Annotated in this window: 13 protein-coding genes and 1 pseudogene; 10 read left to right on the top strand and 4 right to left on the bottom strand. The window is 70.6% G+C overall.

Going from position 1 to position 16025, the window contains the following annotated elements:
- Window positions 1-19 precede the first annotated feature (19 nt).
- A pseudogene (locus H1Q64_RS26130) lies at window positions 20-1244 on the bottom strand (tripartite tricarboxylate transporter permease).
- 75 nt (window positions 1245-1319) lie between these two features.
- Here H1Q64_RS26130 and H1Q64_RS26135 point away from each other — a divergent pair.
- Window positions 1320-1508 (top strand): hypothetical protein, encoded by a 189-nt coding sequence (locus H1Q64_RS26135; protein ID WP_237906771.1) that lies wholly within the window; start codon window positions 1320-1322, stop codon window positions 1506-1508.
- A 26-nt stretch (window positions 1509-1534) separates the two neighbouring features.
- Here H1Q64_RS26135 and H1Q64_RS26140 read toward each other — a convergent pair whose 3' ends face one another.
- Genes H1Q64_RS26140 through H1Q64_RS26150 form a run of 3 tightly spaced genes read right to left on the bottom strand, consistent with a single transcriptional unit; the run spans window position 1535 to window position 4736 of the window.
- On the bottom strand, window positions 1535-2608 hold the full coding sequence (locus H1Q64_RS26140; protein ID WP_237907201.1) for an amino acid ABC transporter permease: 1074 nt from the start codon (window positions 2606-2608) through the stop codon (window positions 1535-1537).
- On the bottom strand, window positions 2605-3759 hold the full coding sequence (locus H1Q64_RS26145; protein WP_237906772.1) for an amino acid ABC transporter permease: 1155 nt from the start codon (window positions 3757-3759) through the stop codon (window positions 2605-2607). The genes H1Q64_RS26140 and H1Q64_RS26145 overlap by 4 nt, the downstream gene beginning before the upstream one ends.
- A gap of 8 nt (window positions 3760-3767) precedes the next feature.
- Entirely contained in the window at window positions 3768-4736 is a 969-nt protein-coding gene (locus H1Q64_RS26150) for an amino acid ABC transporter substrate-binding protein (protein ID WP_237907202.1), read from the bottom strand.
- A 733-nt stretch (window positions 4737-5469) separates the two neighbouring features.
- Here H1Q64_RS26150 and H1Q64_RS26155 point away from each other — a divergent pair.
- The 9 genes from H1Q64_RS26155 to H1Q64_RS26195 all read left to right on the top strand — a co-directional run bounded on the left by H1Q64_RS26155 (window position 5470) and on the right by H1Q64_RS26195 (window position 16024).
- A complete protein-coding gene (locus H1Q64_RS26155; protein ID WP_237906773.1) occupies window positions 5470-6537 on the top strand; it encodes an isopenicillin N synthase family dioxygenase in 1068 nt (355 codons plus the stop codon).
- 41 nt (window positions 6538-6578) lie between these two features.
- Window positions 6579-7874, top strand: a complete 1296-nt coding sequence (locus tag H1Q64_RS26160) for an O-acetylhomoserine aminocarboxypropyltransferase/cysteine synthase family protein (RefSeq protein ID WP_237906774.1) — start codon at window positions 6579-6581, stop codon at window positions 7872-7874.
- A 239-nt stretch (window positions 7875-8113) separates the two neighbouring features.
- Window positions 8114-9760, top strand: coding sequence for an FAD-binding protein (locus H1Q64_RS26165; protein ID WP_237906775.1), 1647 nt, complete (start codon window positions 8114-8116; stop codon window positions 9758-9760).
- Window positions 9757-10098: a 4Fe-4S dicluster domain-containing protein gene (locus tag H1Q64_RS26170; protein ID WP_237906776.1), complete on the top strand. Its 342-nt coding sequence runs from the start codon at window positions 9757-9759 to the stop codon at window positions 10096-10098. Before H1Q64_RS26165 ends, H1Q64_RS26170 begins: the two co-directional genes overlap by 4 nt.
- Before the next feature lie 34 nt (window positions 10099-10132).
- Window positions 10133-11194, top strand: a complete 1062-nt coding sequence (locus H1Q64_RS26175) for an ABC transporter substrate-binding protein (protein WP_237906777.1) — start codon at window positions 10133-10135, stop codon at window positions 11192-11194.
- Entirely contained in the window at window positions 11191-11988 is a 798-nt protein-coding gene (locus H1Q64_RS26180) for an ABC transporter ATP-binding protein (RefSeq protein ID WP_237906778.1), read from the top strand. The genes H1Q64_RS26175 and H1Q64_RS26180 overlap by 4 nt, the downstream gene beginning before the upstream one ends.
- Window positions 11985-12878, top strand: a complete 894-nt coding sequence (locus H1Q64_RS26185) for an ABC transporter permease (RefSeq protein ID WP_237906779.1) — start codon at window positions 11985-11987, stop codon at window positions 12876-12878. Before H1Q64_RS26180 ends, H1Q64_RS26185 begins: the two co-directional genes overlap by 4 nt.
- 9 nt (window positions 12879-12887) lie before the next feature.
- The gene (locus H1Q64_RS26190) at window positions 12888-14555 is read left to right on the top strand and encodes an amidohydrolase (protein WP_237906780.1); all 1668 of its coding nucleotides are present in this window, start codon (window positions 12888-12890) and stop codon (window positions 14553-14555) included.
- Window positions 14552-16024 carry an FAD/NAD(P)-binding protein gene (locus H1Q64_RS26195; RefSeq protein WP_237906781.1) on the top strand — a complete coding sequence of 491 codons (1473 nt, stop codon included), beginning with the start codon at window positions 14552-14554 and terminating at the stop codon, window positions 16022-16024. Before H1Q64_RS26190 ends, H1Q64_RS26195 begins: the two co-directional genes overlap by 4 nt.
- Window position 16025 lies beyond the last annotated feature (1 nt).

Genomic DNA, 16025 nt, shown 5'->3' on the forward strand with positions numbered 1-16025 from the left:
CGCCCATGCCGCCCGCCGGTCATTCCGCGAACACGCGCTCGCGGTTCCGGCGGACGGTGGGGAGGATGATGGCGGCCAGCAGCAGGCCGGTGAGGATCAGCAGCGCGAGGCTGATCGGCTCGCGCAGGAAGACGGTCGGATCGCCGCGCGACAGGATCATGGCGCGCCGAAGATTCTCCTCCATCATCGGCCCCAGCACGAATCCCAGGAGCAGCGGCGCCGGCTCGAAGCGCAGGGCCTGCAGGACCCAGCCGAGAAGCCCGAAGACGGCCGTCGTCACGAGGTCGAACGCGCTGTTCGACACGCCGTAGACGCCGATGCAGCTGACCAGCACGATGGTGGGGTAGAGGAAGCGGTAGGGCACGCGCAGCAGCCGCACCCACAGCCCGACCAGCGGCAGGTTCAGCACGATCAGCATGGCGTTGCCGATCCACATGCTGGCGACGACGCCCCAGAACAGGTCCGGCTCGGCCTGCATGATGCGGGGGCCGGGGGTGATGCCGTGCAGCATCAGCGCGCCGATCATCAGCGCCATAGGAGCACAGGTCCTGCCGGCTCGGCATCAGCGAGCCGTGCGGGATGACCCGCCCGCCGTCGCGCTCCTGCCCAATTAGGATGCGGATGATCTCGCCGATGCCGTCCGCCAAAGCCTGGATGCCGAAGGTCAGGCGCTACTCCCCGCTGTTGACTTCAGTGCCGACGAGGCTGAAGAGAAGCCCGAGGACGATCATCGCCAGCGCCTTGACGAAGGACCCCTGCGCCAGAACGATAGCTCCGACCAGCCCGAGGACCATCAGCGAGAAATAGTCGGCCGGACCGAAGCGGATGGCGACGCCGGCCAGGACCGGCGCGAAGAAGGCGACGATCCCGGTCGACAGCGTGCCCGCGATGAAGGAGCCGATGGCGGCCACCGCCTGGGCCGGACCGCTGCGCCCCTGGCGCGCCATGGTGTGCCCGTCGATGCAGGTCACCACCGACGAGGTCTCGCCCGGCATGTTGAGCAGGATCGACGTGGTCGATCCGCCATACTGGGCACCGTAATAGATGCCGGCCAGCATAATCAGCGCGCCGGTCGGCTCCAGCGAGAAGGTGAAGGGCAGCAGGAGCGCGATGGTCAGCAGCGGCCCTACCCCGGGCAGGAGGCCCACGAAGGTGCCGAGCAGCGCCCCGGCGAAGCAATACAGTAGGTTGGCGGGAGAGGCCGCGATTGACAGCCCGTGCGCGATCCCCCCGAGCGAATCCATCATGACGCCGGTCGATCCTCTTTTAATACAGCGTCGGCCAGATCTTCAGCGGCATGCCGAGGATCCCGACGAACCTTGCCGGTGCGCGGCGTGACGCCCGCCGACGATGAGGCGGCGGTGATCGCGAAGTTCCGCGCCAACGCCGCCCGCGCGCTGTCCGAACCGGCGATGGACCGGCTCCAGTCCAGGGTTCTTGCCATCCGCGGCGTCGAGGACGCGGCGTGTCTTCTGCGGGATTGCGTGGAAAGCCGGTCAGCGGGGTGACCCCGTCCGGGACGCCGGCGGCACGCTCACCGCTGCAGCCGGTGTTCCAGCCACAGGCTGTAGCGGGACGCGGCGACGCAGACCGTCAGATAGATCAACGCCACGAAGCCGAAGGCCTCGTCGTAGAAGCCGAGCCATGCCGGGTCCTTGGCCGCGGTGCGCGCGGTGTTCAGCAGGTCGAACAGGCCGACGACGATGATCAGCGTGGTGTCCTGGAACAGGCCGATCGCCAGATTGACGATGGAGGGGATCACCGTCCGCAGCGCCTGCGGCAGGATGACCAGCCGCATGGCTTGCCAGTAGCCGAGACCCAGGGCCTGGGCGGCCTCGTGCTGGCCGGCCGGAATGGCCTGGAGGCCGGCGCGGATGATCTCGGCCAGATAGGCGGAGACGAACAGGATGATGGCGATCTGCGCTCGCAGCAGCTTGTCGATGGCCGAGCCGGCGGGCAGCATCAGCGGCAGCAGCAGGGTCGCGACATAGAGCACCGCGATCAGCGGCACGCCGCGGGTCACCTCGATGAACAGGATGGCCAGCGTCCGCACCCCGCCCATGCGGCTGCGCCGGGCAAGCGCCAACAGCACCGCCAGGGGAAAGGCCCCGACCAGACCGGCGGCCGCGAGCAGCAGGCTGACCGGCAGGCCGCTCCAGCTTTCGGTCGGCACCGCCGGTCCGCCCGGTTCGCCGGTCAGCAGCAGCACCGCGACCGCGAGCCCGCAGACCCAGAGCCCCAGCGTCGCCCGCCGCCAGAACAGCGGCATGCCGCTGACGAGGGCGAGCGCCAGCAGGATGGCGCTGGCAACCGCAGGGCGCCAGTGCCGGTCCTGGTCATAGAGGCCGAAGAGGATGTAGCGCAGCTTCTCGCCGATGAACGCCCAGCAGGCGCCGGCCGCGTCGGCGCAGCGGTCGGCCGGCCCGACCCACACCGCGTCCAGCAGGCTCCAGCGTAGCAGCGGCGGCACCGCCCAGGCGAGCAGGACGAGACAGGCAAGCGTCACCGCAGCGTTCAGCGGGGTGCCGAACAGGCTGGTGCGCAGCCGCCGCCAGCGCGGCAGGGGGTGGTTTGCCGGCGGGGTGGCCTCCAGCACACCGTCGGTCATCGCCATCCCCGGATCGCCAGCCGGTGGTTGTACAGGTTCATCGCCGCCGACACCGCGAGGTTCACCGTCAGATAGGCGCCCATCATGATCGCCATGGTTTCCAGAACCTGTCCCGTCTGATTGGCGCTGGTGTTGATGACGCTGACCAGATCCGGGAAGCCGATCGCGACGGCAAGGCTCGAATTCTTGGTCAGGTTGAGATAGCTGGAGGTCAGCAGCGGCACGATCACCCGCATGGCCTGGGGCAGCACCACCAGCCGCATGGTCCGGCCGCGCGTCAGGCCGAGGGCGCGGGCCGCTTCCCATTGTCCGGCCGGCACCGCCTGGAGTCCGCTGCGCACGATCTCCGCGATCATGGCGGCGGCGTTGACCACCAGCCCGACCAGCAAGGCCGAGAATTCCGGGGACACCGTCGTTCCGCCGCTGAAGTTGAAACCGGACAGTTCCGGAACCTCGATCCGCAACGGCACGCCCGACGCCAGCAGCAGGGAGACGGGCAGGCCGCAGGCCACCGCCGCGACCGTCATCCCCGGCAGGCCCCCCCGGCGTCCGGCGCGCCGGTGCAGCGCGGTCCCGGCGAGGGCGAGCACTGTCCCGAGGACGGCGGCGGCGAGCACCCATCCCGCCGCCCGACCGTCGGCGAAGGCCGGCAACTGGATGCCGCGGTTGCACAGGAATACTCCGGGCAGCGGGTTCAGCGCCTGGCGTGGGGCGGGAAGGGCCTGGAAGGTGGCGCTCCAGAAGAACAGCTGCAACAGCAGCGGGGTGCTGCGGATCAGCTCGACATAGCCCTGGACCAGTCCGGACAGCAGCGCATTGCCCGACAGCCGCGCCACCCCGAGCAGCACGCCCAGGACGGTCGCCGCCAGGCAGCCGACCGCCGCGACCTTGACGGTGTTCAGCAACCCGGCCAACAGGGCCAGGGCGTAACTGTCCTGCGGCCGATAATCGATCGGCGCCTCCCCGATCTCGAATCCGGCCGGGTGTTCGAGAAAGGCGAAGCCCGGCGTGATGCCGAAGCGCTCCATGTTCGCCAGCGTGTTGGACACGAGAAGGAACCCGCCGAACAGGACCAGCGCCAGGATGGTCGCCTGAAGGGCGCTGCGGCCACCCCACCACAGGGTGACCGCGGCAATGGGGCCGGAGCGCACCGGGCCTCTCAGCGGAAGGGCGGGGCGTAGAGAAGCCCGCCCCGGGTCCACAGCGTGTTGTGGCCGCGATCCAGCCCGACCTTTGTCGCCGGTCCGACGTTGCGCTCGAAGATCTCGCCGTAATTGCCCAGGGTCTTGATGATGGTGTAGGCGAATTTCGGGTCGAGCCTGGCGGCCTCGCCCAGGCTGGGATCGACGCCCAGGAAGCGGCGGATCGCCGGATCGCCGCTGGTCAGGAAGCTGTCGACGTTGGCCTGGGTGATCCCCAACTCCTCCGCTTGGATGGTGGCGTAGACCGCCCAGTTGACGATCTCCAGCCATTGGTCGTCGCCATAGCGGATGGCCGGGGCGAGCGGCTCCTTCGAGATGCGTTCCGGCAGCAGGACATAGTCGTCGGGCTTCGGCAACTGAGTGCGGGTGATCGCCAGATCGGAGGCGTCCTGGGTCAGCACGTCGCAGCGGCCGCTGGCGAAGGCCTTCTGGTTCTCGGCGGTTTCCTCGATCACCACCGGTTTGAAGGCGATCCCGTTCTGCCGGAAGAAGTCGGTGATGTTGAGTTCGCCCGTGGTTCCGGTCTGGACGCAGACGGTGGCGCCGTTCAGGTCCTTGCCCTTGCTCACCCCCAGCTTCTTCGGCACCAGAAGGCCCTGGCCGTCATAGAAGACCACCGGACCGAAATGGAAACCCAGCTTGGTGGCGCGGGTGAAGGTCTGGGTCACTCCCGACAGCAGGATGTCGAATTCGCCCGATTGCAGCGCGGGCAGGCGTTGCTGCGGCGAGGAGGAGACGAACTGGACCTTGTCCGGGTCGTTGAACACCGCGATGGACAGCGCCCGTCCGAAATCGACGAAGAAACCCTGCCAGCGGCCGTTGCTGTCGGGCGCGAAGAAGCCGGGCTGGGTGCCGACGCCGACCTTGATGCTGCCGCGCGCCTTGATCGCGTCGAGCGTCGGGCCGGCCGCGGCGGCGCCGGTCATGGCGAGCCCGATGGCGAGGCCGAGCGCCCCGGTGATCAGGGCGCGCGCCAACGAGCCGCGTCGCGTGGTCGGACGTGAGGGAAAAGGGGACTGGGAAGGATTGTGCATGGTGGTTTCCCGCAATGATCTTTGTTGTTTTGCGCAAGGGGCCGGGGGGCCGGGTCGGACTTGGAGCCCGGCAATTGGCCATGGTTCGGGGGTGTCGGTTCCCAGGGCGCCTCGGACCACCGATTGGCCGGGACCGGACAGCGCTTATTCCCTAATCTGATTGTAGGAAATTTGGGCTGTCAATAAGATTGTTGAAAATTATAAAACTACAAAAACCTAAAGTTATAAATACTGTTTATAGCGTCATAAACCCATAAATCATGTAGACAATTTGTGATCGACGGGCAATGATGCCTGAGAGCCACGGTTTCCGCGGGGTGTCGGCACCCCGGAGAAGCCGCTCCGCCATTGCCCTGGAACGACGTCATGGCCAACCACCCAACAGCCCGTCCGGCCTCCGCTTCCGCAGCGTCCGACTCCGGAACGGTCTGGGTTCCGCTTCCCGAAGCCATGGGGATCTGTGCCGGAGCGGAGTGCCAAGCTTTCCACACTCCGGCCGGCGGACTCTGGGCGCAGATGCGCGGCGCTTGGCTGAAGGCCCGCCGCACCGGCTGAGCGTACCGTTCCCGAATCCACGGCTCCCGATCCTTCCGTTCGCTGCACGCAAGCGGGCGTTCCCGAACGCATGTCCGCAAAGGAGACCTTTGTGACCACGACCACCTCTCCGGCCAACCGGCCGCCGCTGCCGCTTTTCGATCTCGCGCGTCTGGACGGCGGCGGCGCCGATCGCGCCCTGTTCCTGTCGGAGCTGCGCGCGGCCATTCGCCGTTTCGGCGCCTTCTACGTGACCGGACACGGGGTCGATGCGGCCTTCCTTGACGCGGTCTTCGACCTGTCGCGCGGTTTCTTCACGCTGCCGGAGCGCGACAAGCTGTCCATCGAGATGGTCAACTCGCCCCATTTCCGCGGCTACACCCGCGCCGGTTGGGAGCGGACTCGCGGCCGCGCCGACTGGCGCGAGCAGCTGGACATCGGGTCCGAGCGGGAGGCCCTGCCCTGGGGGCCGGGGGCGCCGCCCTGGGTCCGCCTGCAGGGTCCCAACCAGTGGCCGGACGCCTTGCCGGAACTGCGCCCGGCCGTGCTGCGCCTGCAGGACGAACTGACGGCGGTGTCGCGGCGCCTGCTGTCGGCCGTGGCGACCGCTCTGCGCCTGCCGGAGGATGCCTTCGCGCCGATCCTCACCGACCGGCCGACCCAGCTCATCAAGCTGATCCGCTATCCAGGCCATGACGCTGTGGAGTCGGATGACGGGGAGGGGCAGGGTGTCGGGCCGCACAAGGACAGCGGCCTGCTGACTCTGGTGCTCCAGCACCGCCAGAGCGGTTTGCAGGTCGAGACGGACGGGGGCTGGGCCGATGTCCCGCCGCTTCCCGGCACCTTCGTGGTCAACGCCGGCGAACTGCTGGAACTGGCGACCAACGGCTATTTCCGCGCCGCGGTGCATCGGGTGGTGACGCCGCCGGCGGGGGTGGACCGGCTGTCGACCGCCTTCTTCCTGGGGGCCGGGCTGGACGTCCGCGTGCCGGTGCTGCCGCTGCCGGACGATCTGGCCGCCGAGGCGCGCGGGCCGGAGCAGGACCCGCTGAACCCCCTGTTCGCGTCGGTCGGCGAGAACACGCTGAAAAGCCGCCTGCGCTCCCACCCCGACGTGGCGCAGCGCCATTACGCCGATCTCGTCGGCATCCCTGCCTGAACGTCATCCCCCCACACAACGCCGAAGAGGGAGCACTCCCGATGACCGACCGTTCGCCGCGTTTCGAAACCTTGGCCGTTCATGGCGGCGCTTTCCGTGCCGATCCCGTCACCGGGTCCGTCGCGGTGCCGATCCATCAGACGACCTCCTACCAGTTTCAGGACACTGCCCACGCCCAGCGCCTGTTCGCGCTTGAGGAGCTGGGCAACATCTACAGCCGCGTCACCAACCCGACGGTCGATGCGCTGGAGCAGCGGCTTGCCGTTCTGGAGGGCGGGGCGGCGGCGGTAGCGGTGGCGTCCGGCCAGGCGGCATCCTTCTATTCGGTGCTGAATCTGGCGCAGGCCGGCGACAACATCGTCACCTCGACCGACCTCTATGGCGGCACCTGGAACCTGTTCGCCAACACGCTGAAGCAGGTCGGCATCGAGGCGCGCTTCGTCGATCCGGCCGACCCGGAGAATTTCCGCCGCGCCACCGACGACCGCACCCGCGCCTATTACGCCGAGACGCTGCCGAACCCGAAGCTGAACGTCTTCCCGATCCGCGAGGTCGCCGACATCGGCCTGGAGCTCGGCGTGCCGCTGATCGTGGACAACACGGCAGCCCCGCTGACGGTGCGGCCCTTCGAGCATGGCGCGGCGGTGACGCTCTATTCGGCGACCAAATACATCGGCGGCCACGGCACCACCATCGGCGGCGTCCTGATTGATGGCGGCACCTTCCCGTGGGAGGCCCACGCCGCCCGCTTCCCGCTGCTGACCCAGCCCGATCCCAGCTATCATGGCGCCATCTGGACGGAAGCCGCAAAGCCGCTCGGCCCCATCGCCTACGCGTTGCGCGCCCGCGTCACCCTGCTGCGCGACATCGGCGCGGCGCTCAGCCCGCAATCGGCCTTCCAGCTGATCCAGGGTCTGGAGACGCTGCCCCTGCGCATCCGCCAGCACAACGCCAACGCCATCCTCGTGGCGAATCACCTGAAGGCGCACGCCAAGGTGACGTCGGTCATCTTCCCCGGCCTTCAGGAGGGCGAGGCCCGGCGCCGGGCGGACGCCTATCTGAAGGGCGGTTACGGCGGGCTGGTCGGCTTCGAGCTGGCCGGCGGTGCGGAGGCGGGCCGGCGGTTCATCGACGCGCTGAAGCTGTTCTACCACGTCGCCAACATCGGCGACGCCCGGTCGCTCGCCATCCACCCGGCCACCACCACCCACTCCCAGCTGTCTGCGGAAGACCAGCGCGCCAGCGGCGTGACGCCCGGCTACGTCCGCCTGTCCATCGGCATCGAGCATCCGGACGACATCATTGCCGATTTGGAGCAGGCGCTGGCGGAGGCGTGAGGGTCGCCTCCCGATAGCCCACAGAACGCGCGGATCACGGCCGGCACGTCCCTTCATCGGGCGTGCCGGCCGAAATTTTTACAGGCGTGCATATTTCTGTATGCGTACAAACACTACTGTGTAAGTATGTTTATTGTAACATAAAGCGAAACAGAGACGTGAAATATCGGTTTCGGACCCGCCGCGGACGCTCAGCCCGCCGCTTCGTCCGCACGACCGATCAGCCCCGGAGGTTTCCGATGGCCAACGCGCCCGGCGCTCCCGCCAACCCATCCGCTTCATCTCTTGAGTTCGACGCCCACCTTGAGGCCGACGTCCTCGTTCTGGGCGGCGGCCCCGCCGGCACCTGGGCGGCTATCGCCGCCGCAACCGCCGGTGCCCGCACCATCCTGGCCGACAAGGGCTTCTGCGGCACGTCCGGCGCCACCGCCGCGTCGGGAACCACGCTGTGGTACGTCGACCCCGACCCGGCCAAGCGCGCGGCGGCCAAGGCGGCGCGCGAGGGGCTCGGCGGTCATCTGGCCGATCACGGCTGGATGGACCGCGTGCTCGACCGCACCCACGCGGCGGTCGGGCAGCTTGCCGACTGGGGCTATCCCTTTCCGCGCGACGCCGACGGGCGGGACCACCGCGTGTCGGTGCAGGGGCCGGAATACATGCGGCTGATGCGCCGCCGGGTGAAACAGGCCGGCGTGACCATCCTCGACCATTGCCCGGCGCTGGAACTGCTGGTCGATGACGGCGGCGCCGTGGCCGGCGCGGCCGGTGTGCGGCGGCAGAAGGGCGGACGCTGGGCCGTTCGGGCGAAGGCGGTGGTCATCGCCACCGGCGGCTGCGCCTTCCTCAGCAAGGCGCTCGGCTGCAACGTGCTGACCGGCGACGGGCTGCTGATGGCGGCGGAGGCCGGGGCCGACCTGTCGGGGATGGAATTCTCCAACGCCTACGCCATCGCCCCGGCCTTCGGGTCGGTGACCAAGACCTTGCTCTATCAGTGGGCCAGCTTCACGCGGGCGGACGGCGAGGTCATTCCGGGCGCCGCCTCCAAGGGGGGGCGTTCGGTCATCGCGCGGGTCCTGGCGACCGAGCCGGTCTACGCCCGCCTCGACCGGGCCGAACCGGAGCTGTGGGCGGCGATGCGCCACGCCCAGCCGAACTTCTTCCTGCCCTTCGACCGCGTCGGCATCGACCCCTTCACCCAGCGCTTCCCGGTGACCTTGCGGCTGGAGGGCACGGTGCGCGGCACCGGCGGCCTGCGGCTGGTGAACGAGACCTGCGCCACCGCCGTGCCCGGCCTGTTCGCCGCGGGGGACGCCGCGACGCGCGAGCCGATCTGCGGCGGCTTCACCGGCGGCGGCAGCCACAACGCGGCTTGGGCGATGTCGAGCGGCCATTGGGCCGGGCAGGGGGCCGCCGACCATGCCCGCGCCCTGGGGAATGGGGCTCGCACGCTGCGGCGGGCCGGTGGCGCCGGGCTGCGCGAGGGGCGGGGCGGGGCGATCGACGCCGCGGCGCTGACCCGCGCCGTCCAGGCCGAGGTGTTCCCCTACCACATCAACTATTTCCGCACGGAGGAGGGGCTGACCGGCGCGCTCGCCCGGCTGGACCGGCTGTGGAGCGACGCGGCCGGAGCCGCGCCATCCTCGGCCGACGACTCCCTGCGCGTGCGGGAGGCCGCGGCGATGCTGGCGACGGCCCGCTGGATGTACCGCTCGGCGCTGGGGCGCACGGAATCGCGCGGCATGCACCGCCGCCTCGACCATGCCGCCCTCGATCCGGCGCAGCGCCATCTGCTGACGGTCGGGGGGCTGGACGAGGTCCACGTCTCCGCCCGTCCGGCGCCGCTCCATCCAGATCCGGTTGGGGCGAAGCGGGAGCTGGCCGCATGATCGAGCTGATCAGTCCGACCCGCTGCACCGGCTGCAACATCTGCGTGTCCATCTGCCCGATGGACGTGTTCCAGGCAGCCGGCGGGGGGCGCTCCGATGGAGCGGCCCCCGCCATTGCCCGGCAATCCGATTGCCAGACCTGCTTCCTGTGCGAAGCCCATTGCCCCGACGATGCCCTCTATGTCGCCCCCGACGCCGAGACGGTGACGGGGATCGCCGAAGAGACGGTGGTCGCCGCCGGCCTCTTCGGCAGCTACCGCCGCGTCATCGGCTGGAGCAACGGCCATCGCGACAACCGTTCCGCCGACCAGACCTTCCGGCTGCTGGCGCCCCATTGAGCGCCCGGCCGCACCCGACAGGAGCTTTCAGATCATGACTGTGTTCGATCCATCCGCTGTACGCCTCAGCCGTCGCCGCCTGCTGGCGGGCGCGGCGGTGACCGCCGGCGCCGTGACTGCCGGCGCATTCGCCGCCGCACCGCTGTGGGCCGGCCCCGCGCGCGCAGCGGCGGCCAAGGCGACGCTGGCCTACGGCAGCACCGGCTACACCTGGGCGGTGCCCTTCGTCGCCGAGGCCGCCGGCACCTGGGCCGAGGCTGGCTTCGACATCAACACCATGGAGTTCGAGAGCGGGCGCGATTCGATGCAGGCGCTGCTCGCCGGCTCCGCCGATTTCTCCGCCTCGACCGACACGCCGGTGGTGTTCGCGGTGCTGCAGGGGCTGCGCCCGCTGATCCTGGTGAATTACAGCCGCTATTCGCGCGACATGAAGATCGTCGTGCGCAAGGACGCCGGCATCGATCCGGCCAAGCCGGCCAGCCTGAAGGGCCGCCGGATCGCCACCCGCGTCGGCACGTCCGGGCAGTACATGCTGGCGAAGTATCTGGAGTTCGCCGGGCTGGCGCAGAGCGATGTCGAGGTCGTCGACCTCACCCCGAACAACATGACCTCCGCCCTGGTGCGCGGCGACATCGACGGCTTCGCCTGGAGCAGCCAGTCCGCCGTGGTGGCGGAGCGCCAGTCGGGCGGCAAGACCGCGGTGATGACCCAGGACGGGCTGGAGAGGTTCTTCCAGAGCCATCAGCTCCTGCTGACCACGGAGAAGGTGGTGAAGGAGAAGCCGGAGCTGGTCGCCGGCGCCATCAAGGCGCTGCAGGCGGCGGAACGGCGGATTCACGCCGACGGCGGCTGGGCCGACCTGATCGCGCGGCGCATCCACACCCCGTCCAAGGAGATCCTGGAGGCGACGTCCGAATTCACCTTCAAGATCGCCTTCGACGACCGCTTCCTCGACGATCTGGTGGCGGAAGCGGAATGGGCCATCGCCGCCGGCCTCGCCAAGCGCCCGGCCGGCGACCTGCGCGCCCTGTTCCGCGGCCTGATCGTCGACTCGCCGCTGAAGGCGGTGGCGCCCGACCGGGTCACCCTCACATGAGCGGGCCGCTGATCGCTTTCGACCGCGTGTCGCAGATCTACGCGGCCCGCGACGGGTCGCCGGTCTGGGCGCTGCGCGACGTGTCGCTGACGGTGGAGGCCGGCGAGTTCGTCTGCCTGATCGGCCCGTCCGGCTGCGGCAAGTCTACGCTGATCCACCTGCTCGCCGGTTTCCTGACGCCGACTTCGGGGGACGTGCGCTTCCGCGGCCGGCCGCTGGCCGGGCCGGGGCCGGAGCGCGGCGTGGTGTTCCAGGAATACGCCCTGTTCGCCTGGATGACCGCACGGCAGAACGTCGAGTTCGGCCTGCGCATGCAGCGCGTCTCCGCCCCCATCCGGCGCCGCCGGGCGCTGGAGGCGCTGGACCGGGTCGGGCTGCGCCACGCCGCCGACCGCTACCCGCACGAGCTGTCGGGCGGCATGCGCCAGCGCGTCGCCGTCGCCCGCGCCCTGGTGGTGGAGCCGGAGGTGGTGCTGATGGACGAGCCCTTCGCCGCCGTCGACGCCATGACCCGCACCACCCTGCAGGAGGACCTGCTGCGGCTGTGGCGGGAAACCGGGGTGTCGGTCCTGTTCGTCACCCACAACATCGACGAGGCGGTCTTCCTCGCCCAGCGGGTGGTGGTGATGGGGGCCGGGCCGGGCGTCATCCGCGAGGATCTGACGGTCGATCTGCCCTATCCGCGCGACCGCGGGTCGGCGGACTTCGGCCGGGAATACGCCCGCATCGCCGCGGCGCTGGCCCGCGGCAGCCGGAAAGCCGGCGAGACCGACGGCGAACGGAGGGCCGCGTGACCGCGACGACGGAAGGCATGATCGGCAATCGCCGCGCCACCCCCCGGGGCTCGGTAGCGGAGACGCCGTCCGACGGCGCCGCCTTCGCCGAAGAGTTCCGCCGTGCCCACCGCCGCGGCCGGCGTCGGGCGGCGTGGCTGCGCGCCCTGCTGAACGTGACGGGCATCCTGCTGTTCCTGGCGGTCTGGGAGGCGGTGCCGCGGCTCGGCACCTGGGTCAACCCGGTGCTGCTGCCGCCGCCGTCGGTGGTGTTCGACACCTTCGTCCCGATGCTGCTGTCCGGCGAGATTCCGGCCAACATCCTGGTCAGCCTGCGCCGGGCGGCGCTCGGCTTCGCCATCGCGACGGCGACCGGCGTGACCGCCGGGCTGCTGACCGCGCGCATCGGCCTGCTGCACCATGTCAGCGAGCCGATCCTGCACGGATTCCGCTCCGTCCCCTCCATCGCGCTGGTGCCGCTGTCGGTGCTGTGGTTCGGCATCGGGGAGGGGTCGAAGGTGGCGCTGGTCGCCTGGGGCAGCTTCTTCCCGATCTGGATCACCACCTTCATCGGCGTGCGCGATGTGCCGGCGGCCTATCTGCGCTCCGCCGCCTGTCTGGGGGCGGGACGGCTGGCGACGCTGCTGCTGGTGGTGTTGCCGGCGGCGCTGCCGATGATCCTGGCCGGCTTGCGCCAGGGCATTGCCGTCTCGCTGATCCTGCTGGTCGCCGCCGAGCTGTCGGGCGCGCGGGAGGGCATCGCCTACATGATGTCCACCGGCCACCAGATGTTCCGCGTCGACATCATGCTGATCGGGCTGGTGCTGCTCGGCACCTTCGGCTTCATCGCCGACCGCCTGTTCGTGGCGCTGATCCGCCGCCTGTTCCCCTGGTACACCACCGCCTCCTGAGGGCTGCCGATGAGCGAACCGACCCTGATCCTGCGCAACGCGCGGACCATCACCTTCGATCCGGCAAGGCCGCGCGCCAGCGCGGTGGCGCTGGCCGGCGACCGCATCCTCGCCGTCGGCGGGGAGGAGGTGGCCGGGCTCGCCACCGCATCGACCGAGGTGATCGACCTCGGCGGGGCGACGCTGATCCCCGGCTTCAACGACGCCCACGCCCATATGGAGCGTGAGGGGCTGAAGCGCCTGCGCCCCTCGCTGGCCGGCGCGTGCAGCGTTGGCGACATCCTGGAGCGGGTGCGGGCGGCGGCGGCGGAGACGCCGCCCGGCCAGTGGATCGTCACCATGCCGATCGGCACGCCGCCCTTCTTCTTCGACGGTGCCGCCAGCCTTGCGGAAGGGCGGCCGCCGGACCGGCACGAGCTGGACCGCGCCGCGCCGGATCATCCCGTCTACATCCCCGGCCTGTTCGGCAACTGGGGCAAGCCGCCGGGGCACAGCGTCCTGAACAGCCGGGCGCTGGCGCTGAACGGCATCACCGCGGCGACCGTACCGACCTGTTCCGGCGTCGAGATCCTGAAGGACGCCGACGGCGAGCCGACCGGAGTCATCGTCGAGCGCAACAGCCGCCCGACCGTCGAGTTCGACCTGCTGCCGGCCGTTCCCCGCTTCGGCTTCGCCGAACGGCTGGAAGGGGTGCGGCGGTCGCAGCGGCTCTACAACGCCCAAGGCACCACCAGCGTTTACGAGGGGCACGGCTCGGCGCCGCAGACCATCTCGGTCTACCGCCGCCTGTGGGAGCTGGGGGAGCTGACGGTGCGGGTCGGGCTGGTGGTCAGCCCAAGCTGGGCCGACATCGCCGAGGCGCGGCGCGCCATGCGCGACTGGCTGGCCCACGCCCGCGGCGCCGGGCTGGGCGATCCCTGGCTGAGGCTGTCGGGTGTCCACATCGCCTATGGCGGCGATCCGGCGGTGGCCTGCTGCGCCCGCGCCAACCTGCCCGACACCGGCTGGTCGGGCTTCGTCGAACAGGCGCTGACACCGGCCGACTTCCGCGAGGCCTGCCTCCTGGCCGCCGAGCACGACCTGCGCCTGCACACCATCGTCAGCGACAAGCTGCACGAGGTGGTGCCGGTGCTCGAAGCGGTGAACGAACGCCACAGGCTGTCCGGGCGGCGTTGGGTGATCGAGCACATCGGCCGCGCCCGGCTGGCCGACCTGGAGGCGCTGAAGCGGCTCGACGTGCTGGTGACGACGATCCCGACTTATTTCCTGTGGAAGGGCGGGGCCGCCTATCTGGACGAGCCGGACGGTGGCGATCTGGTGGTGCCGCACGCCCATCTGCTGCGGCTGGGCATCCCGACCGCCATCGCCACCGACAACATCCCGTACGACCCCTTCTTCACCCTGTGGACGGTCTGCAACCGGCGCGAACGGACCAGCGGCCGGGTGATCGGTCCCGACCAGCGGCTGGACGCCAAGACGGCCCTGCGCCTGTTCACCGTGGCGGGCGCCGCCCTGACCTTCGACGAGGGTTGGAAGGGGCCGCTGCGCGCCGGCTTCGCCGCCGACCTCGCCGTGCTGTCGGAGGACCCCACCGCCATCGACCCGGACCGGCTGCGCGACCTGCGCTGCCGCCTGACCATCGCCGGCGGGCGGATCGTCCATCGCGAGGGGGTATGAGCGGGCCGGAACCCTTGCGGATCGTCATCGTCGGTGCCGGCGTCTCGGGCAGCGGCGTGGCGGCCGGGCTGGTGCGCGCGGGTGCCGCGGGCGGCTTTTCCGCCGTGGTGGACCTTGTGGACCCGCGGCCGTCGCTCGGCGCCGGCCTGACCTACGCCCCCGGCGGGGACCCGCGCCACCGGGTGAACGTGCCCTCCGTGCGCATGGTGGCGGCGACCGGCCGGACAGGGGAGGAGGGCGCGGAGGAGGATTTCCATCGCTGGTGCCTGGAGCGCGGCGTGCTGGAGGCCGATCCGGCGGGCTGGTCGGAGGGGCTTCACTACCCCGCGCGGTCGGAATTCGGGCGCTACCTCGACGAACGGCTGCGGTCGCTGTTCGCCGCACCCGGATCGGTGCGGGTGACCCACCGCCGCGACCGGGCGGTCGCCGCCCATCGCCGTGGGACGTCCCACGGAACGGGGTTCGTGGTGGAGATGGCCGGCGGCACGGCGACGGAGGCCGACGCGCTCGTCCTGTGCACCGGAAACCCGCCCCCCGAACTGCCGGGCGTGCTGGCGGCGCTGGGCGGACACCCGCGGGTCATCGCCGATCCCTGGGCGCCGGGCGCCCTCGACGGCGTTGCGCGGGACGACCGGGTGCTCATCGTCGGCACCGGCCTGACCATGGGGGACGTGGTGGCGACGCTGCTCGGCCGCGGCCATCGCAGACCGCTGACCGCCCTGTCGCGCCACGGGCTGGTACCGCGCCCGCGCCCGGCCCAGGCCACGTCCTGGACCGACTTCACCGCCGATCCGCCCACCCGCGTCCGCGACCTGCTGCTGCGCGTGCGCGCCGCGGTCGCCGCCGCCCAGCGGGCGGGGCGGCCCTGGACCGACGTGCTGGAAAGCGTGCGTCTCCAGAACGGAGTCCTGTGGTCCGCTCTGCCGCTCGACGAGCGGCGGCGCTTCCAGCGCCATCTTTGGGTCTGGTGGGACGTTCACCGCTTCCAGGCGGCCCCGCAGGTCGCCCGTCTGGTGGAGGAAGCGCAGGCGGCTGGGCGCCTCGCCGTGCTGGCCGGCCGGCTGGTCGCGGCGAGCGCCGGGGAAGACGCCTCGGGTGGCGACGGGTTGTGGGTCGTCCACCGGCCGCGCGGCGGGGATGGTCTGGTCGGGCGGAGCTACGATGCCCTGGTGAATTGCACCGGTGCCGGGCACGGCGCCTCCTTCGGCCGCAACGCGCTGCTGGCCAGCTTGGCCGCCCAGGGACTGATCCGGCCGGACCGGCTCGGTTCGGGTGTCGAGGTCGATGAGCGCGGCCGGGCGCTCGACGCCGGTGGCCGACCGGTTCCCGGCCTGTTCGTCGTCGGGCCGCCGACCCGCGGCAGCCTTGGCGAGGTGGTCGGCGCGTCGGAAATTGTTCCTCATGCGCTGACCGTCGCCGAGGCTCTGACGGGGCTGCGCCACGGCCGCGACCAGCCTCCGCCCGAATAGC

The sequence above is a fragment of the Azospirillum brasilense genome, assembly GCF_022023855.1.
GTDB classification, from domain to species: Bacteria; Pseudomonadota; Alphaproteobacteria; order Azospirillales; family Azospirillaceae; genus Azospirillum; species Azospirillum brasilense_F.

Bases quoted from the DNA above. Each gene is read 5' to 3' on its own strand.
- H1Q64_RS26140 (WP_237907201.1), bottom strand. From the start codon at position 2,608: ATGACCGACGGTGTGCTGGAGGCCACCCCGCCGGCAAACCACCCCCTG.
- H1Q64_RS26150 (WP_237907202.1), bottom strand. From the start codon at position 4,736: ATGACCGGCGCCGCCGCGGCCGGCCCGACGCTCGACGCGATCAAGGCG.
- H1Q64_RS26155 (WP_237906773.1), top strand. From the start codon at position 5,470: ATGTCCGCAAAGGAGACCTTTGTGACCACGACCACCTCTCCGGCCAAC.
- H1Q64_RS26160 (WP_237906774.1), top strand. From the start codon at position 6,579: ATGACCGACCGTTCGCCGCGTTTCGAAACCTTGGCCGTTCATGGCGGC.
- H1Q64_RS26165 (WP_237906775.1), top strand. From the start codon at position 8,114: ATGGCCAACGCGCCCGGCGCTCCCGCCAACCCATCCGCTTCATCTCTT.
- H1Q64_RS26170 (WP_237906776.1), top strand. From the start codon at position 9,757: ATGATCGAGCTGATCAGTCCGACCCGCTGCACCGGCTGCAACATCTGC.
- H1Q64_RS26175 (WP_237906777.1), top strand. From the start codon at position 10,133: ATGACTGTGTTCGATCCATCCGCTGTACGCCTCAGCCGTCGCCGCCTG.
- H1Q64_RS26180 (WP_237906778.1), top strand. From the start codon at position 11,191: ATGAGCGGGCCGCTGATCGCTTTCGACCGCGTGTCGCAGATCTACGCG.
- H1Q64_RS26190 (WP_237906780.1), top strand. From the start codon at position 12,888: ATGAGCGAACCGACCCTGATCCTGCGCAACGCGCGGACCATCACCTTC.
- H1Q64_RS26195 (WP_237906781.1), top strand. From the start codon at position 14,552: ATGAGCGGGCCGGAACCCTTGCGGATCGTCATCGTCGGTGCCGGCGTC.